Source organism: Nocardia grenadensis (assembly GCF_050942415.1).
GTDB classification, from domain to species: Bacteria; Actinomycetota; Actinomycetes; order Mycobacteriales; family Mycobacteriaceae; genus Nocardia; species Nocardia grenadensis.
The window spans coordinates 1,528,786-1,554,107 of sequence record NZ_CP192054.1 but is presented as its reverse complement, the minus strand read 5'-3'; the positions used below and the strand labels follow the sequence as shown (position 1 = coordinate 1,554,107).

24 protein-coding genes are annotated in these 25,322 nt (G+C 68.7%); 11 read left to right on the top strand and 13 right to left on the bottom strand.

Annotated elements, in window-relative coordinates; translation table 11 throughout:
- Window positions 1-12: 12 nt before the first annotated feature.
- Window positions 13-237, bottom strand: coding sequence for a hypothetical protein (locus ACQPYS_RS06945; RefSeq protein ID WP_433492030.1), 225 nt, complete (start codon window positions 235-237; stop codon window positions 13-15).
- 606 nt (window positions 238-843) lie between these two features.
- Here ACQPYS_RS06945 and ACQPYS_RS06940 point away from each other — a divergent pair.
- Window positions 844-2,040, top strand: coding sequence for a cytochrome P450 (locus tag ACQPYS_RS06940; RefSeq protein WP_433492029.1), 1,197 nt, complete (start codon window positions 844-846; stop codon window positions 2,038-2,040).
- Window positions 2,041-2,230: 190 nt separating this feature from the next.
- Here the strand turns inward: ACQPYS_RS06940 and ACQPYS_RS06935 are convergent, their stop codons facing one another.
- Complete coding sequence (locus tag ACQPYS_RS06935; protein WP_433492028.1) at window positions 2,231-3,826, bottom strand: aldehyde dehydrogenase (NADP(+)); 1,596 nt, start codon at window positions 3,824-3,826, stop codon at window positions 2,231-2,233.
- Window positions 3,826-4,740, bottom strand: a complete 915-nt coding sequence (gene kdgD, locus ACQPYS_RS06930; RefSeq protein ID WP_063037724.1) for a 5-dehydro-4-deoxyglucarate dehydratase — start codon at window positions 4,738-4,740, stop codon at window positions 3,826-3,828. Before kdgD ends, ACQPYS_RS06935 begins: the two co-directional genes overlap by 1 nt.
- A gap of 105 nt (window positions 4,741-4,845) precedes the next feature.
- Here kdgD and ACQPYS_RS06925 point away from each other — a divergent pair, with 105 nt between their 5' ends.
- The 3 genes from ACQPYS_RS06925 to ACQPYS_RS06915 all read left to right on the top strand — a co-directional run bounded on the left by ACQPYS_RS06925 (window position 4,846) and on the right by ACQPYS_RS06915 (window position 7,740).
- Window positions 4,846-5,763 (top strand): LysR substrate-binding domain-containing protein, encoded by a 918-nt coding sequence (locus ACQPYS_RS06925; RefSeq protein ID WP_433492027.1) that lies wholly within the window; start codon window positions 4,846-4,848, stop codon window positions 5,761-5,763.
- 198 nt (window positions 5,764-5,961) lie between these two features.
- A complete protein-coding gene (locus ACQPYS_RS06920) occupies window positions 5,962-6,435 on the top strand; it encodes an RrF2 family transcriptional regulator (RefSeq protein ID WP_433492026.1) in 474 nt (157 codons plus the stop codon).
- 96 nt (window positions 6,436-6,531) lie between these two features.
- Entirely contained in the window at window positions 6,532-7,740 is a 1,209-nt protein-coding gene (locus tag ACQPYS_RS06915; RefSeq protein ID WP_433492025.1) for an NAD(P)/FAD-dependent oxidoreductase, read from the top strand.
- A 195-nt stretch (window positions 7,741-7,935) separates the two neighbouring features.
- Here ACQPYS_RS06915 and ACQPYS_RS06910 read toward each other — a convergent pair whose 3' ends face one another.
- Both ACQPYS_RS06910 and ACQPYS_RS06905 read right to left on the bottom strand, forming a co-directional pair.
- Entirely contained in the window at window positions 7,936-9,135 is a 1,200-nt protein-coding gene (locus ACQPYS_RS06910) for an MFS transporter (protein WP_433492024.1), read from the bottom strand.
- Window positions 9,132-9,788 (bottom strand): GntR family transcriptional regulator, encoded by a 657-nt coding sequence (locus tag ACQPYS_RS06905; RefSeq protein WP_433492023.1) that lies wholly within the window; start codon window positions 9,786-9,788, stop codon window positions 9,132-9,134. The genes ACQPYS_RS06910 and ACQPYS_RS06905 overlap by 4 nt, the downstream gene beginning before the upstream one ends.
- Window positions 9,789-9,944: 156 nt before the next feature.
- Here ACQPYS_RS06905 and ACQPYS_RS06900 point away from each other — a divergent pair, with 156 nt between their 5' ends.
- On the top strand, window positions 9,945-10,739 hold the full coding sequence (locus ACQPYS_RS06900; protein ID WP_433492022.1) for a thioesterase family protein: 795 nt from the start codon (window positions 9,945-9,947) through the stop codon (window positions 10,737-10,739).
- Between the two features lie 339 nt (window positions 10,740-11,078).
- On the opposite strand, the gene tcuA is transcribed toward ACQPYS_RS06900, so the two are convergent.
- Window positions 11,079-12,557: an FAD-dependent tricarballylate dehydrogenase TcuA gene (gene tcuA, locus ACQPYS_RS06895; RefSeq protein ID WP_431938679.1), complete on the bottom strand. Its 1,479-nt coding sequence runs from the start codon at window positions 12,555-12,557 to the stop codon at window positions 11,079-11,081.
- Between the two features lie 304 nt (window positions 12,558-12,861).
- On the opposite strand from tcuA, the gene ACQPYS_RS06890 reads away from it, so the two are divergent.
- From ACQPYS_RS06890 to ACQPYS_RS06870, 5 genes are all read left to right on the top strand, one after another.
- The gene (locus tag ACQPYS_RS06890) at window positions 12,862-14,199 is read left to right on the top strand and encodes an MFS transporter (RefSeq protein ID WP_431938680.1); all 1,338 of its coding nucleotides are present in this window, start codon (window positions 12,862-12,864) and stop codon (window positions 14,197-14,199) included.
- Window positions 14,196-15,530 carry an MmgE/PrpD family protein gene (locus ACQPYS_RS06885; protein ID WP_433492021.1) on the top strand — a complete coding sequence of 445 codons (1,335 nt, stop codon included), beginning with the start codon at window positions 14,196-14,198 and terminating at the stop codon, window positions 15,528-15,530. Before ACQPYS_RS06890 ends, ACQPYS_RS06885 begins: the two co-directional genes overlap by 4 nt.
- A 4-nt stretch (window positions 15,531-15,534) precedes the next feature.
- Window positions 15,535-16,512, top strand: coding sequence for an asparaginase (locus ACQPYS_RS06880; RefSeq protein ID WP_433492020.1), 978 nt, complete (start codon window positions 15,535-15,537; stop codon window positions 16,510-16,512).
- Window positions 16,509-17,399, top strand: coding sequence for a polysaccharide deacetylase family protein (locus ACQPYS_RS06875; RefSeq protein WP_431938683.1), 891 nt, complete (start codon window positions 16,509-16,511; stop codon window positions 17,397-17,399). Before ACQPYS_RS06880 ends, ACQPYS_RS06875 begins: the two co-directional genes overlap by 4 nt.
- 197 nt (window positions 17,400-17,596) lie before the next feature.
- Window positions 17,597-18,253, top strand: a complete 657-nt coding sequence (locus ACQPYS_RS06870; RefSeq protein WP_431938684.1) for a GntR family transcriptional regulator — start codon at window positions 17,597-17,599, stop codon at window positions 18,251-18,253.
- A 170-nt stretch (window positions 18,254-18,423) separates the two neighbouring features.
- On the opposite strand, the gene ACQPYS_RS06865 is transcribed toward ACQPYS_RS06870, so the two are convergent.
- The 6 genes from ACQPYS_RS06865 to ACQPYS_RS06840 form a co-directional block, all read right to left on the bottom strand.
- Window positions 18,424-18,849, bottom strand: a complete 426-nt coding sequence (locus tag ACQPYS_RS06865) for a nitroreductase family deazaflavin-dependent oxidoreductase (protein ID WP_431938685.1) — start codon at window positions 18,847-18,849, stop codon at window positions 18,424-18,426.
- A gap of 192 nt (window positions 18,850-19,041) precedes the next feature.
- The gene (locus ACQPYS_RS06860; protein ID WP_433492019.1) at window positions 19,042-19,986 is read right to left on the bottom strand and encodes a sigma-70 family RNA polymerase sigma factor; all 945 of its coding nucleotides are present in this window, start codon (window positions 19,984-19,986) and stop codon (window positions 19,042-19,044) included.
- Between the two features lie 10 nt (window positions 19,987-19,996).
- Window positions 19,997-21,187 (bottom strand): NAD(P)/FAD-dependent oxidoreductase, encoded by a 1,191-nt coding sequence (locus ACQPYS_RS06855; protein ID WP_433492018.1) that lies wholly within the window; start codon window positions 21,185-21,187, stop codon window positions 19,997-19,999.
- Between the two features lie 183 nt (window positions 21,188-21,370).
- Window positions 21,371-22,417, bottom strand: coding sequence for a 4-hydroxy-2-oxovalerate aldolase (gene dmpG, locus ACQPYS_RS06850; protein ID WP_433492017.1), 1,047 nt, complete (start codon window positions 22,415-22,417; stop codon window positions 21,371-21,373).
- Window positions 22,414-23,385 (bottom strand): acetaldehyde dehydrogenase (acetylating), encoded by a 972-nt coding sequence (locus ACQPYS_RS06845; RefSeq protein WP_431938689.1) that lies wholly within the window; start codon window positions 23,383-23,385, stop codon window positions 22,414-22,416. Before ACQPYS_RS06845 ends, dmpG begins: the two co-directional genes overlap by 4 nt.
- The gene (locus tag ACQPYS_RS06840; RefSeq protein WP_433492016.1) at window positions 23,382-24,230 is read right to left on the bottom strand and encodes a 2-keto-4-pentenoate hydratase; all 849 of its coding nucleotides are present in this window, start codon (window positions 24,228-24,230) and stop codon (window positions 23,382-23,384) included. Before ACQPYS_RS06840 ends, ACQPYS_RS06845 begins: the two co-directional genes overlap by 4 nt.
- A 110-nt stretch (window positions 24,231-24,340) precedes the next feature.
- Between ACQPYS_RS06840 and ACQPYS_RS06835 the strand changes: the two genes are divergently transcribed.
- On the top strand, window positions 24,341-25,108 hold the full coding sequence (locus ACQPYS_RS06835; protein ID WP_431938691.1) for an IclR family transcriptional regulator: 768 nt from the start codon (window positions 24,341-24,343) through the stop codon (window positions 25,106-25,108).
- Between the two features lie 13 nt (window positions 25,109-25,121).
- Here the strand turns inward: ACQPYS_RS06835 and ACQPYS_RS06830 are convergent, their stop codons facing one another.
- Window positions 25,122-25,310 carry a hypothetical protein gene (locus ACQPYS_RS06830; RefSeq protein WP_431938692.1) on the bottom strand — a complete coding sequence of 63 codons (189 nt, stop codon included), beginning with the start codon at window positions 25,308-25,310 and terminating at the stop codon, window positions 25,122-25,124.
- Window positions 25,311-25,322: the final 12 nt, after the last annotated feature.

The following is a 25,322-nucleotide window of genomic DNA, read 5'->3' as shown; positions in this document are numbered from 1 at the left end:
CTATAACACGTTCTACTTTATTTCCGGGGTGGGTCCGCGGGATCCGGCCGTCCCGGCGAGAGCGGACCGGCACGCCTGCACATAACCGCGTACCAGCGGCCGGATATCGTCGCGCCGCCACCACCCATTCGTACCGGTCGGCGTCGGCCGGTGGCAGCCGGACGAACGCCACATCGGTGAATCCGTCCGCTGGGCCGTATGCGAAGCATGGCCGGTGTAGGCCAGGCTCGTGGTCACGTTGGGGATCCTCCTGCGGACCGCGCACCCGCTCGGGGGTGAACCCGGCAGAAAGTTCGATGAGATCGGTCCCCACCTCGGACAGACCGAACGAGAACAGGTTCCGCGGCCTTGCCGAGCGTGGGAAACCGCGGACTGTTGCCGGACGGTAGCGTGCGCGCACCGAAAGTTGTTGGAAGCAAAGGGCTCCGATGGTAACCGATCAACTGGCATCACTTGCCGGACGTTCACCGTCCCTCGACGAGAATGTAAGAGCATCGCGAAACCTTGCCGTCGGGTCTCAATCGCTTCGGTCGAGGGACCCATCAGCGGGAAACTCGGATACGATGCCGCGCCGGCAGTCGGCAGCGCGGGTCGAAGTCGAGTAACAAACCTGCCGCGCGGTGATCCCCCGCGGTCGGCGCCCCGAGCCTGTGTCCTAGCACCAGAGAACAATGAGACACGTCTTCCTCGATGTGTCCCCCGCGCCGGTCGGTCACGAGACCGGCAGCCGCTTCGTCCTACTCCGTTTGCCTATGTCGAACTGTCTGGAGTTGCCCTGTGTCTCTTCCTCCGCCGCTGGAATCGCCGCTGTCTTATGACGGCCCCCCTATAACGCCTGGTTCAGTGATCGATGATGAGCCACGAGTAGCTCTGTACACCAAAGAATTCGCTACGAACCCCCAGCTCGCCTACCAAGAGCTGAGAGCCCGCTACGGATCGCTGGCCCCTGTGGAGATCGCACCGGGCGTCCCGGCCACCCTGGTGGTCACCTACGCGACCGCGAAGCGGATTCTGCACGACCCCGAGCACTTTCCGGCCGACCCTCGGGCCTGGCAGGCGAATGTGCCGCTGGACTGTCCCGTTCGGCCGATGTTGCAGTGGCGGCCGAACGCACTGCGCAGCACCGGAGCCGCCCACGCCCGGCTGCGCTCGGCGAACACTTTCGCTCTCGACGGAATCGACCTGCACGCCGCACAGGCACTGGTCGAGAAGATCGCGGTGCCGCTGATCAACAGCTTCTGCGGCGCCGGACATGCCGATCTGCTCGCGCAGTTCGTACACCCCCTGGTCTTCGAAGTGCTCAACACCCTGGTCGGCTGCTCGCCCGATATCGGGGCGCGCGTGGCGCGGGGAATGGCCGCCGTATTCGACACCTCCGCCGATGCCGAAGCGGGCAACGTGACACTGGAATCGGCACTGTACGAGCAGACCATGCGCAGAATCGCCGATCCCGGCGACGACATCACCACCCGCATGATCGCGCACAGCGCGAAACTGACCGAGGAGGAGGTGATTCACCAACTGGTCGTCATATACGGGGCGGGCATCGAACCGACGGTCAATCTCATCCTGAATACGTTGCGCCTCATGCTGACCGACGATCGGTTCGGCGGAGGTATGGTCAGCGGTAGCCTCTCAACCGGCGATGCGCTGGAAGAGTTGCTGTTCACCGATCCGCCGCTGGCGAACTTCTGCTTCAGTTATCCGCGGCAGCCGATCCTCATCGATGGTGTATGGCTTCCCGCGCATCAGCCCGTACTGATCAGCATGTCGGCGTGCAATAACGATCCAGCAGTGCAGTCCGGAGATTTCACGGCCAACCGGTCACATCTCGCCTGGGGTGCCGGCCCGCACGTCTGCCCGGCGAAGGATCTGTCCTCGACCATCGCTCGCGCGGCGATAGATCAACTGCTCGATGCGCTACCCGAGATGGAATTGGCGGTGCCCGTCGCGGATTTGCAGTGGCGGACCGGGCCATACCATCGGTCCCTGGCGCGCTTGCCTGTGACGTTCGAACCGACTCCGCCGATGCGGGTATGAAGTGCTGTCGCCGGCACCGGCGCGACCGTCGTGTACCTCGGATTCTCGGTGACTCCTCACCGGCGAGGCACGGCGGGCACCGGCACAGGTGTTCCCCGCCGCGCCGGCCTGCCACCCCGGGACAGCTCGCCGACGGGCCCGGCCCCGTATCCGGTGACGAGGGCCGGCCCCCACATGACAACCGGCCGGATCAGTCCCGCGTGACCGTCCCGTCCACCCGGCGCCAGATGCCGAGCGGGTTCTCCGCGCGGATCTCGTCGGCGAGCAGTTCCTCCGGGACGTTCTGGTAGCTCACCGGACGCAGGAAACGTTCGATGGCGAGGGTGCCCACCGAGGTGGTGGCCGGGGCCGTGGTCGCCGGGAAGGGCCCGCCGTGCACCACCGCGTGCCCGACCTCGACACCGGTGGGCCAGCCGTCGAAGAGCACCCGGCCCGCGATCAGCTCCAGTTCTCCCAGCAGCGGCCCGGCGAGCTCCCGGTCGGCGGCGGTGGCGTGCACGGTGGCCGTGAGTTGCCCCTCCAGGTCACCGGCCAGCGCCAGCAATTCGGCGGTATCGGCGGCGCGCACGATAATCGAACTGGGCCCGAACACCTCGTCCTGGAGTGCGCGGTCGGCCCGGAAACGCGCGGCGGTGGTGACGAACAGATGCGGATCGCCTGAACAACTCGTGGCGCCCGCGGCCCCGGTGGCGGCCAGCCGTACTCCCTCGGTGCCGGACAGCCGCTCGACACCGGAGGTGAAGGCCGACGCGATCCCCTTGTTCAGCATGGGCGCGCCGGAGGTCGCACCGATCGCCTCGGTCGCCGCCGCCACGAATTCGTCGGCGCCGGGCCCCTCGGCCAGGAAGACCAGACCCGGGCTGGTGCACAGCTGCCCGACGCCGGTGGTCAGCGAGGCGACGAATTCCGCGCCCAGCCTCGCGCCGCGTTCGGCCAGCGCGTCCGGCAGCACGAAGACCGGGTTGACGCTGGACATCTCGGCGTACACCGGGATCGGTACCGGCCGGGTCGCGGCGGCCGCGGCCAGTGCCAGGCCGCCCTGCCGGGACCCGGTGAAACCCACCGCCCGGATATGCGGGTCACGGACCAGCGCGAGCCCGGTTTCCACGCCACCGTGCACCAGCGCGAAGGTTCCTTCGGGCAGACCGTGCTCCCGGACCGCCGCGAGCACCGCGCGCGCCACCAGTTCGGAGGTGCCGGGATGCGACGGATGCGCCTTGACGACGACGGGTGCGCCCGCCGCCAGCGCGGAGGCGGTGTCACCGCCCGCGACGGAAAAGGCCAGGGGGAAGTTGCTTGCGGCGAATACCGCCACCGGACCCACCGGGATACGCCGCTGGCGCAGATCGGGTTTCGGCAGCGGCGTGCGCGACGGATCGGGCCGGTCGAGCCGGGCACCGGTCCAGCTGCCCTCCCGCACCACCTCGGCGAACAGCCGCAACTGCCCGGTGGTGCGACCGATCTCGCCGCGGATACGCGCCTCGGGCAGACCCGATTCGGCGATCGCCCGCTGCGCCAAGGCCTCCCCCAGGTTCTCGATCTCGGCGGCGATACCGTCCAGGAACACGGCGCGCCGGGTGAGGTCGGTGGCGCGATATTCGGCGAACGCCGCCCAGGCCGCGGTCGCGGCCCGCGCGACGGTGGCCGCGTCGGCTTCGCCGAACTCCGGTTCGAGCGGGGCGCCGGTCGCCGGGTTCACCGCGCGGAAGGCCCCGGTGGTGCCGGGGATTTCGGCGCCGCCGAGCAGATTCGCGCCGGTGAGGCGTTCGGTTTCGGTGCCGGTCATCAGCTCACCTTCTTCACGAGGTCGGCGAGTTCGGCGAGTTCGGTCTCGTCGAGATCGGTCAGCGGGCTGCGCACCGGACCCGCCGGGCGGCCGATGACCTTCATACCCGCCTTGACAATGCTCACCGCGTAGCCGGGTTCGCGATTGCGCAGGTCGCAGTACGGAATCACGAATTCGTTCAGCGCGTTCAGCACGAAGGCGTCGTCGCCGCGGCGCAGGGCGCGATAGAAGTCGAGCGCGAATTCCGGGACGAAGTTGTAGATCGCCGAGGAATAGGTGGTCACACCCAGCGCCAGGTACGGCAGGGCGAACATCTCCGCGGTGGGCAGGCCGCCGATGTAGATGAGGCGGTCGCCGACCCCGGCGTAGATCCGGGTCATCTGTTCGATATTGCCGATGCCGTCCTTGAACCCGATCAGGTTGGGGCAGCGCTCGGCGAGTTCGGCGACGGCGGCTTCGGAGTAGGCGGCGTTGGCGCGCGAGTAGATGACGACGCCGAGGTCGGTGGCCGCGCAGACCTGCCGCACATGGTCGACCAGGCCCTCCTGGCTCGCCTCGGTGAGGTAGGGCGGCAGCAGCAGGACGCCGCCGGCGCCGGCGCGCTCCGCGGCGCGCGCCATCTCGACCGCGGTGGCGGTGCCGTAACCGGCGGGGGCGATGACCGGCAGTCCGTCCGGCGCCTCCCGCACGGCGGCGATGACCACCTGTTCGACCTCGGCCGGAGTGAGGGAGAAGAATTCACCGGTGCCGCCCGCGGCGAACAAGCCGGACGCGCCGTACTGGCCGAGCCAGGAGATGTTGTCCCGGTAGGCGGCCTCGTCGAACGACCCGTCGGCGCGCAGGTGCGTGACCGGGAAGGACAGAAGGCCGGAGCCCAGCTTCCGGGCGATTTCCTGGGGAGGGGCTGTGGTCATGGGGTGCGCTCCTGTTCGAGGGTGACCTGCTGCCCTCACCCTAGGAAGCCCTATGATTCACGTCCAACACTGATTACATATCTATCAATACAAGGTCGGTATCGGATGTTCACTTTTGTCCAGCTCACCCATTTCGTCGCCGTGGCCGAGGAGTTGCACTTCGGCCGGGCGGCGGAACGCCTGCGGATGACGCAGCCGCCACTGAGCCGGCAGATCCAGCTCCTCGAGAAGGAGGTGGGCGCGGAGCTGTTCGACCGATCCAACCGCACCGTGAAACTCACCCGCGCCGGTCGCGCCTTCCTGCTCGACGCCCGGCGGCTGCTCCAGCAGGCCGAGCGGGCCACCCTCGCGGTACGCCGGGTCTCGGCCGGCACCGGGGGCGTCCTGCGACTGGGATTCACCGGAGCGAGCGTGCACTCCGGGTTGCCGCGCGTACTCGCCGCGGCCCGGACGGCACTACCCGATGTCGATGTGGAGCTGCGTGAAATGGTGACCATGGACCAGGTGGAGGCGCTCTCGGAGGGAGCGCTCGATCTGGGCATGGTGCGCCCGCCGATCACCCGGCCGGACCTGTCCACCCGCACTTTCGTCCGCGAGGGGCTGATCGCGGCGCTGCCCGCGGACCACGCGCTGGCGACCGACACGGGACCGCTCCCGGTGACCGCGCTGCACGGCGCGGATATGGTCATGCACGCACCGGTCGAAGCGCGGTATTTCCACGATCTGATCACCACGGTGCTGCACGCGGCGGCCGTGATCCCGGTGATCACGCAGTACATGACCCAGATCCACAGCATTCTGGCGCTGGTGAACCTGGGCTGGGGCGTGGCGCTGGTGCCCGAATCGGCCACCGGTATGCGGTTCGACCAGGTGGTCTACCGCCCGCTGGAGGGAGTGCGGACCCAGGTGGAGCTGGATCTGGTATGGCGCCACGGTAACGAGAACCCGGCCTTCACCCGACTGATGACGGAATTGACGGTGCCGGGCGGGGAGACCGGGCTTCCGAGCCCAGGGGCACGGTGAACGCGGTTCGAATCGGCAGTGCCCGATCTGTTCGGGCAGCATCCGGAAGTTCCTGGCGCGGCATGGCGCGTCACCGGCCCCCGAGGGAGAGGGTGCCGGACCCGGCAGGCCACCGAATCCGTCGTCGCGCTCCGACTTCCGCTCGTGTTCGGGCCGAATGCTTGCGGCCGGCAAAAGGGGATAGTTAGCATCCTCATTATGAAGATGGGTGAGGGCGTGGAGTGGAGCCTGCACTGCTGCGTCACTCTGGCGTGGCTGGACGACCGGTGGCCGGTGCCGATCGCCCGGCTGGCCGCCTGGTTCGACCTGCCGGTGGAGTATCTGAAGAAACGGCTGCAGGCGCTGGTCCGCGCCGGGATCCTCACCTCCACCCCGGGCGTGCGCGGCGGCTTCGGCCTGGCCCTGCCCCCGGAACGGATCACCCTGCTCGATGTGGTCACCGCCGTCGAGGGCGGAGTGGACCCATTCCGCTGCACCGAGATCCGGCAGCGCGGCGGCAGCGGGCGCGGCCCGGGTGCGGAGTTCGCCCGCCCGTGCGGAATCTCGCTGGCCATGCGCCGCGCGGAACTGGCGTGGCGGCGGGAACTCGCCGCCCAGACCGTCGCCGACCTCGCCGCCGCGGCCCCGGCATCCTCGGCGGAGCGCACTCGGCGCGGATTCGCGAACCCCTGATCACGCGGCAGGTCCGGTCCCGCCCCGGCATCGGACCTGCCACATCTTCTGAATAGAGATACTTGATATCCCGATTACCGATCCGAGGAGGATGCCATGTCCGGAATCGTGGTATTGGGCGGTGGTTTCGCCGGAGTGTGGAGCGCCGCGGCCGCGGTCCGGCTCGCCCGCGCGGCGGGACGCGACCTACCGGTCACCCTGATCGACCCCGGCGACGATCTCGTGATCCGGCCACGCCTCTACCAGGCCGATCCCGATCGCATGCGGGTCTCGCTGGACCGGATCCTCGGACCGGTCGGAGTGCGCCGGATCGCGGGCACCGCGACCGCGGTGCATACCGCCGACCGAACCGTGACCGTCGTCGGACGAGACGGCGAAACGGATGAGGTCCCGTGGGAACGGCTGATTCTCGCGACCGGCAGCCGGCTCGTCCGGCCCGATCTGCCGGGTGCCGAACTGCTCCACAATGTGGACACCCTTCCGGCCGCCGCCGCGCTGGACGCGCATCTGCGCCGGCTCCCGGAAATGCCGTCCGGCGCGGGTCGCTTCACCGCCGTGGTCGTCGGGGCGGGCTTCACCGGGCTCGAGATAGCGACCGAACTTGTCGACCGGCTCCGCGCGGTCGCCGGGAACGAACAGGTCCGGGTCGTTCTGGTGGAGCGGGCCGATACGGTCGGGCCCGAGCTCGGACCCGGGCCCCGGCCGCAGATCCACCAAGCCCTCACGACCCTCGGCGTGGAACAACGCCTGGGTGTGAGCCCGGGCGCGGTACAACCGGACGGGGTCACCCTGTCCGACGGCACACGCATCGCGGCCCGCACGGTGGTCTGGACTGCCGGGGTGCGGGCGAGCCGGCTCACCGCCGATATCCCCGCCGACCGCGACGGGCTGGGCCGGTTGCCGGTGGACGAGCAGCTCCGGGTGCTCGGAGTACCCGGCGTGTACGCGGCCGGTGATACCGCGGCGGCACAGGCCGAGCCGGGACACCCGGTACTGCAGTGTTGCCAGCATGCACTGCAACTCGGGAAGTTCGCGGGCCACAATGCCGCCGCGGAGCTGTTCGGGCTGCCGGCCGTCCCCTTCACACCGGCGCCCTACGTCACCTGCCTGGACCTCGGATCCGCCGGAGCGGTTTTCACCAACGGCTGGGAGAGGCAGGTGGCCGCGACGGGCGAGGCCGCCAAGGTACGCAAACGCAAGGTGAACGAGTGGTGGATCTACCCACCCACCGACGACCCCGGCGAACTGCTCCGGCAGGCCGACCACCGCTTCTCGGTCCGCGATATCCCCACCCCGTACTCCTGATCCGCGCCGTCGCACCGCGCCACGCTGTGGCACCGCGCCACAGTGGCGCACCGTGATTCAGCGTTGCGCCACTGTTCGGTGTCGTGGTGGCCGTTCGAGCCGGGCCGACCACCATGCCCCGCACCTCGTTCGCGCTGTACAGCACCGTGCGGACCCGGATTCCGATCCTGTGGCTACCGGACCGAGCGCACCTGCTCAGCGGGCGGTTACCAGCTCGTGCTCGACGGCCGCCGCAATGGGCAGATGCGCTCGGGAGTGCCGGACGGTCACCGCGGTTCCCGACAGCGCCACCAGCACCAGCCCACCGAGCAGCACCGGGTAGTCGGCCGCCGGGCTGAGCAGGCTCAGCAGGGACGGCAGCAGAAAGCCCAGGTAGGCCAGGGCGTAGTAGGCGCCGGTGAGCGCAGCCAGTTCCTCCGGCGCGGCCAGCCGCTGTACCTCGAGCAGGCCGGAGACCAGCGCGATCCCGTACGCGCACCCCAGGGCGAGCGCGGCGACCAGGGCCAGGACCGGCGAGCGGACGATCGCGGCCAGCGCGCTCACCATCAGTCCGCCCGACATGACCGACATGGCCACCGCCACCGCCCGCGCACTGGTGGTGCGGTCCAGCCGTTTGGCGAGCGGCTGGACCAGGACGCCGACCGTGAGGGTGGCGACGGTGATGGTGGTCGAGTACAACAGCCCCCATTGCCCGACCCGGTCGCCGACGAGCTGCGGCATCACCGCGTAGGCCACGCCGGCGGAGCCGAAGATCCACGGCGCCATCGGCACGACCACTCGCCGGAATCGCGGATGCCGCACACCGGAGAACCGCCCGGGCGTACTCGTCCCGGCCGGCAGTGTCTCCGGCGCCCGCACCACCGCGGGCAGTACCGCGGCGGCGAGCAGCGCGTGCACGACATAGGGCAGCACCATCGGTGCCGGGCCCCACTGGGCGAGCACTCCCGCGACGCCCGCGCCGACGCCGAAACCCAGCGTCAGCCACAGCGCGGCCCGCCGGGCACCGGCCGCCGGACCGTGCCCGGCCCGGACGGCGAGTTCGGTGGTCCAGGTGGTGCCCACCGCCATGGCCACGGCCACCCCGAAACCGGTGATCAACCGGCCGATCGCGATCCAGCCGACGCCGAACACCCCGGCCGCCAGAAGCGGACTCGCCACCAGGGAGGCCACGACTCCCGCGACCACCACCGGGCGCCGCCCGAACCGCGCGGAGAGACCGCCGCTGAGCAGCAGGCCCGGCACCAGCCCGAGCACGTAGGCGCCGAGCAGCGCGTTCACCAGCAGCGCGGAATAACCCTGGTCCCGGTACATCACCAGCAAGGGCGTGAACTGGTTACCGCCCCAGGCGCAGACGAAGATCGCCGCCACCGCCGCATGCCACGAACCCCGCCTCACCGCCGATGGGTCCCGTCCAGATGCGCGCGTAGGGCGGTGGCGAAGGCCGCCTCGTCACCGGATTCGATGATGGCGACCAGTTCGTCGTGCTGCCGCAGCACGACGGGGACGAGATCGGGCACCGGACCGAGCGCGGCCACATTCATCCGGCGCTGCCGGTCGGCCAGCCCGGTGTAGAAGCGGATCAGCAGGGCGTTGCCGCCCGCCGCGACCAGGGCGCGGTGGAAGAGTTCGTCCGCTTCGGCGAAGGCATCGATATCACCGGCTTCGGCGTATCCGCGCTGCACCTCGAGGGCGGCGCGCAGCCGGTCCACAGCGGCGGGAACCTGCTCGGGCGTGCGGAGCAGGCGCCGGACCGCCGCGGTCTCGACAGCTTCCCGGGCGTCCAGCACATCCTCGGCCTCGCCCGGCGGGACCGGTGCGACGATGGCGCCGCGTTTGGGCACCAGGGTCAGCAGTTCCTCGGCCTGCAGCCGCACGAACGCCTCCCGGACCGGAGTCCGGCTCAAGCCCAGCCGGCCGGCGATCTCGGTTTCGCTGAAAAGATGCCCGCCCGGCAGTTCACCGGACAGGACGAGTTCCTTGGTGAGTCGGTAGGCCCGATCCGCTGCACTCTGCCCGGGCGTTTCGGCCGGGTACGACGAGGTCCGCACCCAACTACTCTAGCCGATAGATACAAGCTTGTATGCAAGCATGCGCTCGTCCGGATCCCGAGCAACCATCGTGCGGGGTTCGCCCACCCCGGCGGTACGGTCGGGACAGAGATCGAACAGACGGCGCGACCGTCGACCGAACGAACGGACAACGATGTGAACGAGGCCTTCTACCTGCCCGATCCGGCGGACCCGCAGCGGTTTCTCTCCACCGAACTCACGCGCGGTCCGTGGTCGCCCGACGCCCAGCACGCCGGACCACCCTCCGCGCTGCTCGGTCATGTGATCGAACGGTGCGAACCCCGGCCGGGCTTCCAGGTGGGCCGCGTCGCCGTCGAGATCCTCGGCCCCGTCCCGCTGGCCCCGCTCACCGCGCAGGCCCGCCTGGTGCGCCCGGGCCGCAGCGTGGAGATGGTCGAAGCGACCCTGGCCACCGATCGCGGTCCGGTGATGCGGGCCACCGCCTGGCGTTTCAAACTCGCCGACCCCGAGCTCGAGATTCCCGAACACCTCGTACCGACCGGGGCGCGGCCGGGCCCCGACCAGACGCCCGAGCCGGAATTGTTCCCATCCACCCAGCCTCTGGGATTCCACACCGGTATCGAGTACCGCTACGTCACCGGCTCCTTCCGCGAACCCGGCCCCGCGGTGTGCTGGATCAGGTTGAAGTATCCGATCGTCGCCGGTACCACGCCCAGCCCACTGGAGCGGACCCTCGCCGCGGCCGATTCCGGCAACGGCGTCAGCGCGGTCCTCGACTGGGAGCGCTACCTGTTCATCAACACCGATCTGACCGTCACCCTGCACCGTCAACCGGCCGGCGAATGGGTCTGCCTCGATGCGGTCACCCATCCGCAGCCGCACGGTATCGGCCTGGCCGAATCCGAACTGTTCGATGAGAAGGGCCCGCTGGGCCGCAGCACCCAGACCCTGTTCCTCGGCCCGCGCTGATTCTCATATGACTCCCCGGCGGGGATAAGCGATCGACTACGCGGCGCTCCCGCCCCACGGGCGCCATCCGTTTCCATCGGCACGCACAGGCGAGCCCGGCTGTCGTACTCCGACAGGTGCTCGAGCGGCCGGCACCCCGGCCGACCGGCCGAGGGCCCGCGGCATTTCCGTACATCGGCGCGATCCGCCGGCTGCCGCGGCACCGACCCCCGCTCACCCTCACAGAGCGGGGACCGGCTCGCACCCCGTACCGGACGGCCACGGGGCCACGCCGGAATGCGGTCGCCGGGTCGGCTCGATCGCGGTGCGATCGACCCGGGCACGGGTGACGAGCAGTCGCTATCGGGTCGACACAGCAGCCTGCCGCCCGGCGATCCGGCCGAACACCGAGCCATTGGTGAGTCCCGAGCCACCCGGGTAGTTGAAGTAGAAGATCCCGCCGACGATCTCGCCGGCCGCGAACAAGCCCGGAATCGGCACCTGGTTGTTGTCGATGACCTGCGCGTCGGTATTGATCCGCAACCCGCCGAAGGTGAATGTGATACCGCATGTCACCTGGTACGCCTCGAACGGGCCCGCATCCAGGGTGTTGGCCCAGTTCGTCTTGTCGACGGTGAGGCCGCGGGTGCCGCGGCCGTCCTTGATGTTGGGATCGAACGCCGTGTCCGTATCGACCGCCGCGTTGTAGGTCCGGACTTCGTCGAGGAAACCCTTCGGGTCCACGCCTTCGAGTTTGGTCGCGAGGGCTTCCAGCGTCGGTGCGGTCACCTTGGTGACCTGGCGGATGCGGTACTCGTCGCGTAGCAGATGAGTCACCTTCCGATCGAAGATCTGCCATGCCATCTGGCCCGGCTGGTCGAGAATCCGCCGCCCGTACTTGGCATAGGTGTAGTTGCGGAAGTCGGCACCCTCGTCCAGGAACCGGCGGCCGTCCGCGTTGACCATGATGCCGAAGGGGTAACTGTGCTTCTGGAAGTTGTCCCCCACAGCCAGATCGCCGAATTCGGGCGCGTTACGCTCCCAGCCGACGGCATGACAGCCCGACCAGTTACCGGTCGGACTCGCGCCGATGTCCAGGGCCATTCGGTGCCCGTCGCCGGTGTTGTACATCGTGCCGCGCACCTTCGCCAGATCCCATGACCGGCCCAGGTAGCGGGTTCGCCATTCCGCATTGGCCTGGAATCCGCCGGAGGCGAGTACGACGGCGTCGGCCCGTTCCTCCCGAATCTGCCCGTGATGTTTGACGACGACACCGGTAACGCCCGTCTCGTCGGTCAGCAACTCGGTGACGTGGGAGTCGTACTCGATCCCGATACCGTCACGTTCGGCACTCTTGACCAGGAAGTCGACCAGACCCGGACCGCCACCGTTGACCTCGACGGTCAGTCCACCCCAGAACTTGAAGCGCCCGTCGATCTTGAACGCCTGGCGTCCGTAGATCGGGAGGAACCGCACACCCTTCTCACGCATCCAGAGCAGGGTCGGGTAGCTGTTCTCCACCAGGACGCCGGACAGCTCCGGATCGGTCCGGTATTCGCTCACCCGGGCCAGGTCGTCGAGGAAATCTCCGGTGGAATACGAGCCGAAGTCGGTGACGGAAATCTCCTCGTCGGTCAGGTCGGGCATCAGCCGGCGCAGATCGTCGACACCGTCGTATGCCACCCGCATCGCCCCGGCGGTGAAGGCGGTATTCCCGCCGCGCAGCGGCCGGCCCGCGCGTTCGAGGACCAACACCTCCGCGCCCTGCTCACGGGCCGATAGTGCCGCACAGAGCGCGGCGTTTCCGGCGCCCACTACGATCACGCGTTTCTCATTCATCTTTTCGCAGTCCCTTCCGCATCGATACCTCCGGCGAACCGCACCGGCCGCCCTATCCACCCGGGCGGGTGGAGCGCACCGGATCACGACCTCGCCGCTTCAATGTATACCGATGTGTACTAAATAAATACATCTGTTGACAGCTTGTATACATGTGAATACTCTGTGCGTTTGTGAGGTACGCCACCCGGCTGCGAGATCAGCCGGTCGATCCGCTCGGCCGTCCACCTGCCCGGTGTGGCCAGGGCCGACGCGCCATAGCGCCAGTCCTCATGCCAGAGTCCCACTCGAAGGAGGGCACCACATGATCCACGAAGATCCGCCTCAAGGCACGGATACGCTGCCGAAGGCGGCGACGCCCCCCACGATGCGGGAAGCGTCCAAAGTGGCACGGGCCGCATTCATCGGCACCACCATCGAGTGGTTCGACTTCTACCTCTACGCCAGCGCCGCCACGCTCGTGTTCCCGCAGAAGTTCTTCCCAGGGCTCGGGCCCGCCGGGGGAGCGCTGGCCTCGTTCGCCACTCTTGCCGTGGCTTTCGTCGCCCGGCCGATCGGCGGCATAGTATTCGCGCATTTCGGCGACCGCGTCGGCCGCAAGGCGACGCTGGTCGCGTCGCTACTGCTGATGGGTGTGAGCACCTGTCTGGTGGGTCTTCTTCCTACCTACGAGACCATCGGAGCACTGGCGCCGATCGCACTGGTGCTACTGCGTTTCGTCCAAGGAGCCGCAGTCGGTGGCGAATGGGGCGGTGCGGTACTCATGGCGACCGAGTTCGCGCCACCGAATTCGCGGGCGCGGCTCTCCAGCTGGCCGCAGCAGGGCGTGACCGCCGGCCTCATCCTGTCCACGGCCGTGCTGCTGCTCATCACCACCACGATTCCGGACGAGGCCTACCTCGCCTGGGGTTGGCGGATCCCGTTCATCGGAAGTCTGGCTCTGATCGCGGTGGGTCTGGTCATGCGCTTGAAGGTCCGTGAGTCGCCGGTATTCGCGGCCGCCCGGGCGAACTCGGAGGAGGCCGCGCACGGCAAACTGCCCATCCTCGAGGTATTCCGCCGGCACACCCGCAAAACGCTTCTGGGTTCGCTCGCGTATATCGCCGTGAGCACGACGTTCTATGTAGCGTTCGTGTATCTGCTCTCGCACGCGACCGGCGACCTCGGAATCGGCAATACCGCAGCATTGACGGCGATCCTGGTGGCAGCATGCTTCTACTGCGTCGGAATCATGGTGTCGGCGTGGATCGCGGACATCCGGGGCCGACGGCCGGCGCTGCTCATCGGCCTGATCGGCGCGCTGGTGACGAGTGTGCCGATGCTCCTGCTGGTACAGACGGGAGACCCGATCCTGTTCGCGACGGGTCTGTCCATATTCTCGGTGCTGGTCGGTATGAGTTACGCACCGATCGGTGTCTACTTCGCCGAACTGTTCCCCACGGCGGTGCGCTATTCCGGTATGACCGCGACCAATCAGGTCGGTTCCCTCCTCGGCGCCGCCATCGCTCCCTTTGTCGCCACCGCGCTCTACCAGGCGTTCGGCATGGTAGCCGTGGGTATCTACCTGATCGTGGTGACCGCATTGAGCGCTGCGGCCGTAGCGTCCCTCGGGGAAACTCGAGGCACGGAGATCGAGCGATGACCGCGGCGGACGCGCTCGGACGCGCCTGTGACACGGTGGGCGCGCTCGACCTGAATCGGGTTCCGCCCGATTCGATCGACAAAGCGCTGCGGATCATCGCCGATTGTCTCGCTGTCGCCATGGCGGGGTACCGGACTCCGCCGATGGCGGCGCTCCGCAGAGCGGATACAGCCTGCGGTCTCGTCACCGCGCCGGAGGAGCGGAATCCGTTCCATCGCTCCACCGTGTGGGGCGGCGGGCGCGCATCGGCCCACCACGCCGCATTCCTGAACGCGACCGCCGGGAGCTTCCTCGAACCCGACGAGGGAATGCGTCCGACCGGTCACCCGGGTATGCAGATCGTCCCGGCGGCGATCGCGGCCGCGGAGGACACACACGCCTCCGGTGCAGATCTCCTGCGGGCCGTGGTCGCCGGCTACGAACTCAGTGCCCGGATGTTCCGTGCGGTCCGGCTCCGCCCCCACGCCCATCCGCACGGCCATGTGGGTGCGCTCGGCGCGGCACTGGCTGTTTCGATGCTGCGCGGCACCGATATCCGAACGGCTACCGCGATCGCCGCGACGCTACCGCTGGCCGCTACCTGGCAGGCCTGCTACGACGGCGCGACCGCGCGCAATACCTATATGGGGCACGCGGCCGCGATCGGTGTGCGGTCGACCGAACTGGCGCGCGCGGGCTTCACCGGTTCCTTCGCTTCCTTCGGTGTCGTGCTCGGTGAACTTCTCGGCACGGGATTCGACGAAGCGGCTCTGGTCGATACATTGAGATACGACGCCTTGGCGGTCGGCTCCGGGTACTTCAAGGTGCACAGTGCGTGCGCGCTGACCCATACCGCGATCGACGCCGCACTCGATATCGTCGCCGCCGCGGCGCCGCTCGCGACGGAAGCGATCACGAAGGTACGGGTCGACACCGTGGCGGCGGCACGTAAGGTCGACGTTCCGGCGGCGCCGAACGATCTCTCCTGCCGGTTCTCTCTGTCGTACGCGGTCGCGACAGCGCTGGCCACCGGGGCGAGCGGCCCGGCGGCATTCCGTTTCCGCGCGGATATCGCGGCGCTCGCGCAACGGGTCGAGGTTCACGTGGATCCCCAGTTGGAACAACGGTGGCCGACGTGCTCACCGGCCCGCGTGCGTGTCGAAGTGGATGGCCGGATTCTCGAATCCCTGGTCGAGAACCCCACCGGCCACCCACCACGCGCACTGTCCCGGGACGCGCATTTCACGAAGTTCGCCGACGCGATCACGGATCCGGATCGTGCGCGCGACGGGTGGGCGCGGATCATGGATCTTCCGCATCTGCCCGATGTCAACTCGCTCCTGGCATGGTGATCGGATGACCGAGCATCTACTCGCTGTGCTGGGCACAGGCGGCACGATCTCCACCCTGCCCGGATCGGACGGCGCCGTCCCGCGGATGACCGCGGAGGAACTCGCCGGCTCGCTCGGCGTAGATCGAATTCGCTCGACAAATGTCTTCACCCGGTCCTCGCGCGAGATCGGACCGGCCGAAGCATGGACACTGGCGGCGGCGGTCGAGAACGAGATCCGGCGCGGCGCCACCGGCGTGATCATCACCCACGGAACGGACACTGTCGAGGAGACGTCCTACGCACTCGCGCTGCTGGTCGACACCCGAGTTCCCGTGGTCCTCACCGGGGCCATGCGCTCACCGCACCTGCCCGGTGCCGACGGACCCGCGAACCTGCGTGCCGCGGCGTGCACGGCATCGTGTGCGGAGGTGGCCGCGTACGGCCCGGTCGTCGTGATGCACGACGAAATCCATCTCGCGTCGTTGGTGACCAAGACCCATGGAGTGAGCGTGGCGGCATTCAGTTCGCCCGCGGCGGGACCTGTCGGGCGAATCGTCGAGAACGAGCCGCTCCTGTTGCTCGGGCCACCGGCCGGGACAGCCCTGCTGCCCCGGCGCACGGCGCCGGACAAGCGCGTCGAGGTCGTGAGCGTATGCGGCGGAGACGACGGACTCGCGATCGAAAGCGCGGCACAGCGGTCCGACGGTCTCGTGCTCGCGGCCACCGGCGCCGGCCATATCCCCGCTGCCGCGGCGGAGGCCGCCGCGGCAGCGGTCGCAGACGGTACCCCGGTGGTGTTCACGAGCAGATGCGCAGACGGGCTGACGCTCGCCGGGACCTACGGTGGCCCCGGCTCGGAGACGGATCTGCAACGGGCGGGCCTGGTCCGCGGCAGGTTCCTGAGCCCGAGCAAAGCACGACTGCGTCTGCTCTTCGGGCTGTCCGCAGGACTGGATCCCGCCGAGCTCTTCGGTTCGGCCCAGAAAGGAACCTTCGAATGACCTCGCGAGATTTCATCGGCTATGGGGCCGCCCCGCCGGACTTCACCTGGCCGAACGGTGCTCGTGTCGCCGTGAACGTGGTGCTGAACTACGAGGAGGGCGCGGAGCGCAATGTGCTCGACGGCGACGACGCTCGGGAGACCCTTGTCGAAGCGCACTACTCGGTGCCCGACGGAGACCGTGAGTTGTTCGCCGAGTCGACCTTCGAGTACGGCAGCAGAGTCGGTGTGTGGCGCGTGCTCGACGCGCTGGACGACGCAGAGGTGACGCCGACGATCTTCGCCACCGCGCTCGCTCTGGAACGAAATCCGGCGGCGACCGAGGCATTCCGGGCACGTGGCTGCGATATCGTCGGTCACGGCTATCGCTGGATTCCGCACGCCTACCTGTCCGTCGAGGAGCAGCGGCACGATATCGAACTCGGCGTGGAAACCATTCGCCGGCTGACCGGACGGCAGGTTGCCGGCTGGTTCACCCGGCCGCCCAACACCGTGCACACCCGTTCTCTCCTGGCGGCCGCCGGCGTGACCTACGACGCCGGCTCGGTCAGCGACGATCTGCCCTACTACGAGGACGTCGACGGCAAGCCGTTCCTCATCGTCCCCTACTCGCTGGATGTGAACGACACCAAGTTCTACAAAGGACAGTTCTTCACCGGACGCGACTTCGCCGAATACGCCATCGACGGACTCGACGCGGTGCTCACCGGGCGCCGGCCGGCCGTCTACTCCATCGGACTGCACTCCCGGATCATCGGTCGTCCCGCCCGGCTGGCCGGATTGCGCCGGGTGCTCGACCACCTTGCCTCGCGTGACGATGTATGGATCACCGGACGCGACGACATCGCGTCCTTCTGGCGCGATACCTTTCCTCCTGCGGGTGGTTGATCTTCCTATGGGCACCGGTTGTAATTCGGCCGATGTCGATCGACAACTAAACTGAGTGCAGGGACTCGACGGACCGTTCGGTGTCGACGACCGGGCAGGGTCGGGACCGACCACTCGAACGGTGTTCGGACGGCGGGCGATCGCATGAACCGCCCACGGTCGTGACAGCTGTCGTCCCTCGAACCGGAGGAGGACTGATGAGTACGACCGTGTACGAGCGAGTGCGGGGCGCCATCCTTGACGGTACGTTGTCACCGGGACAGCTGGTCTCCGAGAACCAACTCGCCGGTGAGTACGGCGCCTCGCGGACTCCGGTACGCGAGGCACTGCACCGACTCGAGGCCGAGATGCTCATCGAGCGGGTCGGCAGAACGGTCCGGGTACGTACCACCAGCCCCGAAGAGATCCTGGATATCTACGAAGTGCGGATCACCCTGGAAGGCGCGGCCGCGCGGGGCGCCGCGCTGCGCGCGACCGAACTCGATCGCGCACGCCTACGCGCGGCGAGCGCGTCCATGCGCGCGGCCGGAAACGATCCCGCGGAGCGGGCGGCCACGAACCGGGTGTTCCACGAGACGCTCTGGAATGCGAGCCACAGCCCGACACTGGTGGATCTACTGCAACGTCTGAATGTTCACCTCATCCGCTATCCATCCACCACCCTCGAGGACGATGAGCGCTGGCATACGGTGCTCGTCGAGCACGACGCGATGATCGAGGCGATCGAGAGCCGGGACGCCGCGCGTGCGCAATCGCTCGCCGAATCCCATATGACCGGCGCCCGTGAAGTGCGACTCGAGATGATGACACGGCGGGTCGCCGCGACAGGGGCGGGCGGGGCCGACAACAACTGATCCCGGGCGCGACGAATACCGAGTTCGGCCCGGCGCCGGGTATCCTCGCCCGTCGCAGCCCAAGACCGCACGGCCGGATTCGAGCTGGACGGCGAACACCATCGTCACAGCTTCGGCCGGGACCTGTCCGCCGGAACTGGTCTCGGCAGCTATAAGGCGGGCCCCATCGGCTACCCCGCTCCCCCGGCCGTGCGCGGGGTGAGCGTGACCACCGGTACGACCCGGCCCGCGGTGCGCTCGTACTCGGCCAGCGCGGGCAGGATCGCGACCATCGCGAGGTGCAGGCGATCGCGTTCGGGTCCGGCGTCGATCACCTCGGCATCGGCCTCGAAGAGTTCGGCGCCTACCTGCACGGTCACTGTCGGATGCGCGCGCAGATTGTGGTACCAGGCCGGGTTACGCGGCGCCCCGGCATTGGAGGCGACGATCACCAGCCGATCGCCGTCCCGTAGATACATCACCGGCTTCGTATGCGGTAGGCCGGATTTCGCGCCGATGGTGGTGAGCAGGAGCAGATCGTAGCCCGCGAAGGGCCCGCCGACGCGCCCCTCGCCGGCACGGAATTCCTCGATGACCTCGTCGTCCCAGGCGGCCATGTGCACGTCCTCCGCGTCCGAACCGCACCCCGCCGATCAGCGGTGCGCGTCACCGGGGGCGGGGGTCGATTACCCAGCGCCCGGTTCAACCAGAATGCCCCGCGTATCCCATGGAAAACAGCCGTTCCCGGCGGCGGTATCCGCCGGATGGAAAACGACCGATGCAGCACCGTGCGGTCGCCGGCCGGCCGGCTACCACGATTCGATCAACGGAACTCCGTGCTCCCGCCGCTGCCATTCCGCGGTGAGGCGACCGAGCCGGGAGGCGGTGGCGATCCCGCGCACTCCCGCGATCCGGTCGGCACGCATTTCCAGGATCACCGCGCCCACGACTCGGCCATCGAGTGTGGCCAGCATGGCCGGACTGCCGTTGACCACGGCGGCATGGATATCGGGCGAACCACCGGCGAGCCTGCGCTTGGCCGGAGATGGGGCGAAGCCCGCCCGCATCGCCGCGGCGATTCGCTGCGGGGTCGGGTACCGGATCAGTTTTCCGGTACCCCATTTGAGTCCGGCGCCGTCGGAAACGCCGGTCGCGTCGTCGGTCAGCAGCGCCACAAGCCGTTCGGTCCGGCCCGAGGACGCGGCAGCGACGAACGCCTCGACGATCCGACGGGCGGACGCGGGGTCGATATCGGAGGCATGGCCGACGGCGGCGATCCGGCGCCGGGCCCGATGGGCGTGCTGCTGGCTCCCGGACTCGGTGATCCCGAGGAACTCGGCAATCTCGGCGTGGCTGTAGGAGAACGCCTCACGCAGCACGTAGACGGCCCGTTCGACCGGTGACAGCCGTTCCATGAGCATCAGTACCGCCAGGGTCACCGATTCACGCTGTTCGACGGTATCGGCCGGGCCCAGCATCGGGTCGCCGTCCAGGAGCGGTTCCGGCATCCAGGCACCGACCGCGCGTTCGCGCCGCATCCGCGCCGAACGCAGCCGGTCGAGCGCCAGGTTGGTGACGATCTTGGTCAGCCACGCCTCGGGCACCTCGATGTACTCCCGGTCGGCGGCCTGCCACCGCAGGAAGGCGTCCTGCACCGTGTCCTCGGCGTCGGCGGCCGAGCCGAGCAGCCGATAGGCGAGCGAGGCCAGCCGGTTCCGGCTGGCCTCGAATCGCGCCACGGTGGCAGTGTCCATGGGCAGGACTCTATCCGGCGACCAGGGCGGCCGAGGGCACTCCCGTGGTCGCCGCACGGTAGCGGTGACTCCGCTTCCCGAAGGTCGGGTGGCCGATGGCCCAGCCGCTGGTCGCCAGGATCGCCGCCTTGACCCCGGCTGCCGGGCGGCCGCGCAGCGCACCGGACCTCGCGCGGGCGTCACCGTCGACCAGCTGGAAGATCCCGTCCTTGCGGCCGAGACTGATGTGGTTGCCGAGATAGGACAACGCGGTCGTCTCGACCTTGCGCCCGGTCCGGTCCCCGATGATCGCGGATGTCGCCTGCATACCGGTGAATCCCGCCGAAGCGCACGACATCGGCAACGGCCGGCCGTTGTCGCCGATGACGAAGGCGCTGTCGCCGGCCACGTAGACATCGGGGTGGGAGACCGAACGCATCTGCCGGTCGACTTCGATCTGTCCGCCTGCCACCACCTCGAGGCCGCTGGCGGCGGCAATCGGATGGACGGCGAAACCGGCGGTCCACACGGTCGCGTCGGAGGCGAAAACGGTGCCGTCGGCGGCGACCGCCGCCGACGCCTCGACGCGTTCGATGGTGGTGTGCTCGTGGATCGTGATTCCGAACCGGTCGAAGGCGCGCAGCAGGTGCCGGCGGGCCTTCGACCCCAGCCACCCACCCAGCTCGCCGCCGGTGACGAGATCGACCCGCAGGCCCGGCCGGGCTTCGGCGATCTCGGTGACGGTCTCGATCGCGGTCAGGTTGCCGCCGACCACCAGCACCTTCCCGTCTTCGCCCAGTTCGTCCAAGCGGGTACGCAGGCGCAGTGCGGACGGCCGCGTGGCCACGTGGAAGGCGTGTTCGGCGACACCCGCGACGCCGTGCTCGGCGGCGGTGCTACCGAGTGCGTACAAGAGAGTGTCGTAGCCGAGCCGGTCGGTGCCCGCGGCATCCGCGACGGTGACGTTCCGACGCTCGACATCGACGCCGGTCACCCGCGCTGTCCGTAGCCGGATACCGGTACCCGCGAACACCTGCGACAGCGGCCGGTGCGGGAGATCCCGGCCGGCGGCGAGCTGATGCAGGCGCAACCGCTCCACGAAATCGGGTTCGGCGTTGACAACGGTGATCTGGAAGTCGTCGGAATGCAGTTGACGGGCGAGGTATCCGGCGGAGAAGGCTCCGGCGTATCCGGCCCCGAGGACGACGATGCGATGCGGCATGGTTCGCTCCTGTCTGGTTCGCGTGCTTCCTGAACGAGACAGCTTCCGCGTTCCTGACAGCATCGAACGGTGAGGTGGATCACGCACGCGACCCGTACACACGCCACTACGCGAACAGCCCCGGCCGGCACCGGGGCTGTCCGCTGTTCGGCCGTGGCGGATACCAGGACCGCCGCGGAGCGGTCAGGCAGGCTGTTGTTCGGCCTTCTGCTCGGCCAGCATGGTGAGCGCGATATCGACGATCATGTCCTCCTGACCGCCCACCAGCCGGCGCCGGCCGGCCTCCATAAGCAGGGTCCGGACATCGATCCCGTACCGTTCACTGGCCGCCTCGGCATGCCGCAGGAAGCTGGAGTACACGCCGGCATAGCCGAGCGTGAGAGTTTCCCGGTCCACCCGCACCGGCCGGTCCTGCAGCGGCCGGACCAGGTCGTCGGCGGCGTCCTGGAGCGCGAACACATCACAGCCGTGCTTCCAGCCGAGCACATCGCCGACCGCCACGAACGCTTCGATCGGGGTATTGCCCGCGCCCGCACCGTGACCGGCCAGCGAGGCATCCACCCGGGTGACCCCGTTCTCCACGGCCACCACCGAATTCGCCACCGACAGCGACAGGTTCTCGTGGGCGTGGATACCGAGTTCGGTCGCCGGATCGAGGACGTCGCGGTAGGCCAGGATGCGGTCGCGGACACCGTTCATGGTGAGGCGGCCGCCGGAATCGGTGACATAGACGCAGTGCGCGCCGTAGCTCTCCATGAGCTTGGCCTGCGCGGCCAGCTCGGCCGGTTCGGCCATATGGCTCATCATCAGGAAGCCGGAGACGTCCATCCCGATCTCCCGCGCGGTGGCGATGTGCTGGGCGGCGACATCGGCCTCCGTGCAGTGGGTGGCCACCCGCACCGAGCGCACGCCCAGCCCCCAGGCCCGCCGCAAATCCTCGGCGGTACCCACACCGGGCAGCAGCAGGCTGGTCAGCCGCGCGTTCTTCAGGTTCGCGGCGGCGGCCTCGAGCCAGGTCCAATCGCTGTGCGACCCGGGACCGTAGTTCACCGAACCGCCGGCCAGCCCGTCCCCGTGCGCGACCTCGATGGCGTCGACACCGGCGGCATCGAGCGCGGCCACGATCTTGCCGACGTTCTCCGGGGTGATCCGGTGCCGGATTGCGTGCATACCGTCGCGCAGGGTCACATCCTGGACGAAGACGGTCGGCGCGGCGTCGGGCTCGCTCATCGGGCGCTCTCTTTCTGCTGAGTGTTCTGCGCGATCCGCTCGGCGACCTGCAATCCGGCCGAGGTCATGATGTCGAGGTTGCCGGCGTAGGCGGGCAGGTAGTGGGCCGCGCCCTCGACCTCGAGGAACACCGACACCCGATGGGTCGGGAAGGAGTCGTTGTCCTTGGCGAGCAGGGTGTGCACCGGCTGATCCGCCGGGATGGCGTCGATCTGCACTTCCTGCTTGAGCCGGTAGCCGGGCACATAGGCCGCCACATCGTCGACCATCTTCGCCACCGAGGCCTTGATCTGCTCATGCGAATCGGTGTCGGGGGCGGTGACCAGGCAGAAAACCGTATCGCGCATGATCAGCGGCGGTTCGGCCGGATTCAGGATGATCACCGCTTTGCCGCGTTCCGCACCGCCCACGGTTTCGATGGCGTGCGCGGTGGTCTCGGTGAACTCGTCGATATTGGCACGGGTGCCGGGCCCGGCGGATTTCGACGCGATGGAGGCCACGATCTCGGCGTAGGCCACCGGCACCACCCGGGAGACCGCGGCCACGATCGGGATGGTCGCCTGACCGCCACAGGTCACCATGTTCACGTTCGGCGCGTCGAGGTGCTCCTCCAGGTTCACCGGCGGCACCACGAACGGCCCGATGGCCGCGGGGGTCAGGTCGATGAGGCGTTTACCCAGCGGTGCCAGCCGCTCGTGGTTCTGTTTGTGCGCCTTGGCCGAGGTGGCGTCGAAGACGATCTCGATCTCGTCGAAGTTCGGCAGCGCGATCAGGCCCTCCACTCCCTCATGGGTGGTGGGCACCTTCAACCGGGCCGCCCGGGCGAGCCCGTCGGATTCCGGGTCGATTCCGACCATGGCGCCCATCTCCAGGAACCGGGAATGGCGCAGGACTTTGATCATCAGGTCGGTGCCGATATTGCCCGAACCGATGATCGCGACCTTGGTGCGCGTGTTGTTGTCACTCACGGGGAGACCTCCGAAGCGGTGGTGAACGAAGCCGTGACCGTCCCGAGGCCGGAGATGGCGGCGGTGACGGTGGCGCCGGGGTGCAGCGGCCGCATCGGGCCGAGCGCGCCGGAGAGGATCACCTGTCCGGCCCGCAGTGGCTCACCGAAGGTTCGGGCCTGTTGCGCGAGCCAGGACAGGGCATTGAGCGGGTCACCGAGGCAGGCGGCGCCGTTACCGGTCGACACTTCTTCCCCGTCGATGCGCATACTCATGGCGACGTCGACCGGTTCGAAGTCGTCCAGGGTCCGGCGCTCGGTGCCGAGCACGTAGAGACCGCTCGAGGCGTTGTCGGCGACGGTGTCGGCGAAGGAGATGTTCCAGTCGGTGATGCGACTGTCCACGATCTCCAGCGCGGCCACCGCCTCGGCGACGGCCGCGCGGCACTGCGCGATATCGAGCGGCCCCTCGGCGAGGTCCGCGCCGAGGACGAACGCGATCTCGGCCTCGGCCCGCGGCTGCAGGAGGCGGTCGATCGGGATCACATCGCCGTCCGAGTACGCCATATCGGAGAACAGGACCCCGAAATCGGGCTGTTCCACGCCCAGCTGCTGCTGGACCGCCTGCGAGGTCGCGCCGATCTTGCGGCCGACCACCGTGATCTCCGGGGAGACCCGGGCGGCATTGAACCGCTCCTGGATCCGGTAGGCGGTAGCGATATCGTCCGGGCTGATCAACCCCTCCCGTAGCGGGGCACAGGTTCGGCGCGTCTCCGCGGCGGTGATCAGGCGTTGCGCGGCACGGGCGACGATCGACTCGTCTACGCCGGGCCCGCTGTCGCTGATGCTGTCGACAGTGGTGGCCACCACGACCTCCGTTCTCCTCTTCGTCGGGGTGTCACCAGTGCACACCCTCGGAGCGGCTCTGCACAGTAAAGTGGTCCACTGACCGGACCAGTCTCATCAGAAGGGCCGCCATGCCGGACAACCACCTCGACGAGCGTTCCGTGCTGGGCCGGGCGCTGCTGATCCTGGAGGCGTTCGGGGTGGAGGACCAGGCCGTCGGACTCTCCGAACTGACCCGCCGCACGGGGCTGCCGAAGGCCACCGTGCACCGGATGTGCCGCGATCTGGTGACCGCGCGCCTGCTGAGTTCGGCACCGGAGGGCTACCGGCTCGGGCGCGGACTGTTCGAACTCGGTATGCGGGCGGCCACCGAGCGCACACTGCTCGAGGTCGCCGTACCCTTCCTCCAGGACCTGTTCGCCCGCACCCGCGAAACCGTGCACTTCGGCGTCCGCGACGGCGACGAGGTCGTCTACATCAGCAAGATCGGCGGCCACCGGCAGGCCCGCGCACCGTCCCGGATCGGCGGCCGGATGCCGCTGTACTGCACCGCGATCGGTAAGGCGCTGCTCGCGCACTCCGGTCCCGACACCATCGACCGCATCCTGGCCGGACCGCTGACCAGACGCACCCCACGCACCGTGATCGCCCCCGGCCTGCTGCGGATTCAGCTCACCCAGATCCTCGAACGCGGCGTGGCCTTCGAGCACGAGGAATCCGCACCCGGCATCGTCTGTGTGGCCGCCCCCGTACTCAGCTTCGACGACCGGCCACTGGCGGCGATCTCGGTGACCGGCCCGGTCACCCGGTTCCACCCCGAATCCCACGCGGCATCGGTGCAGGCCGCCGCCGCGGGGGTGGCGTCCATCCTGGCCCGGCGGGCGCAGATTCCGGGGTAGCGCCCCTCATCGATCACGCGCCGGATTCGCTCAGCTTCACCGCCAGTACCTGCACGGTCGTACCGGGACCGTGCTGGAACACCCCTTCGGCGATATCGCGGTCGACCTCCCGGCAATGCTCCAGCCGCAGCCCGGCCAGATCGAGATGGAACTCTTCCGGCGTCGGCAGTATCGCCCGGGTGGCGTTGATCCTGCCCAGCAAACAGGCCGGCCT

Bases quoted from the DNA above. Each gene is read 5' to 3' on its own strand.
- ACQPYS_RS06885 (WP_433492021.1), top strand. From the start codon at position 14,196: ATGACCGCGGCGGACGCGCTCGGACGCGCCTGTGACACGGTGGGCGCG.
- kdgD (WP_063037724.1), bottom strand. From the start codon at position 4,740: ATGACCACAGCCCCTCCCCAGGAAATCGCCCGGAAGCTGGGCTCCGGC.
- tcuA (WP_431938679.1), bottom strand. From the start codon at position 12,557: ATGAATGAGAAACGCGTGATCGTAGTGGGCGCCGGAAACGCCGCGCTC.
- ACQPYS_RS06925 (WP_433492027.1), top strand. From the start codon at position 4,846: ATGTTCACTTTTGTCCAGCTCACCCATTTCGTCGCCGTGGCCGAGGAG.
- ACQPYS_RS06875 (WP_431938683.1), top strand. From the start codon at position 16,509: ATGACCTCGCGAGATTTCATCGGCTATGGGGCCGCCCCGCCGGACTTC.
- ACQPYS_RS06865 (WP_431938685.1), bottom strand. From the start codon at position 18,849: ATGGCCGCCTGGGACGACGAGGTCATCGAGGAATTCCGTGCCGGCGAG.
- ACQPYS_RS06890 (WP_431938680.1), top strand. From the start codon at position 12,862: ATGATCCACGAAGATCCGCCTCAAGGCACGGATACGCTGCCGAAGGCG.
- ACQPYS_RS06860 (WP_433492019.1), bottom strand. From the start codon at position 19,986: ATGGACACTGCCACCGTGGCGCGATTCGAGGCCAGCCGGAACCGGCTG.
- ACQPYS_RS06855 (WP_433492018.1), bottom strand. From the start codon at position 21,187: ATGCCGCATCGCATCGTCGTCCTCGGGGCCGGATACGCCGGAGCCTTC.
- dmpG (WP_433492017.1), bottom strand. From the start codon at position 22,417: ATGAGCGAGCCCGACGCCGCGCCGACCGTCTTCGTCCAGGATGTGACC.
- ACQPYS_RS06920 (WP_433492026.1), top strand. From the start codon at position 5,962: ATGAAGATGGGTGAGGGCGTGGAGTGGAGCCTGCACTGCTGCGTCACT.
- ACQPYS_RS06835 (WP_431938691.1), top strand. From the start codon at position 24,341: ATGCCGGACAACCACCTCGACGAGCGTTCCGTGCTGGGCCGGGCGCTG.
- ACQPYS_RS06870 (WP_431938684.1), top strand. From the start codon at position 17,597: ATGAGTACGACCGTGTACGAGCGAGTGCGGGGCGCCATCCTTGACGGT.
- ACQPYS_RS06935 (WP_433492028.1), bottom strand. From the start codon at position 3,826: ATGACCGGCACCGAAACCGAACGCCTCACCGGCGCGAATCTGCTCGGC.
- ACQPYS_RS06915 (WP_433492025.1), top strand. From the start codon at position 6,532: ATGTCCGGAATCGTGGTATTGGGCGGTGGTTTCGCCGGAGTGTGGAGC.
- ACQPYS_RS06880 (WP_433492020.1), top strand. From the start codon at position 15,535: ATGACCGAGCATCTACTCGCTGTGCTGGGCACAGGCGGCACGATCTCC.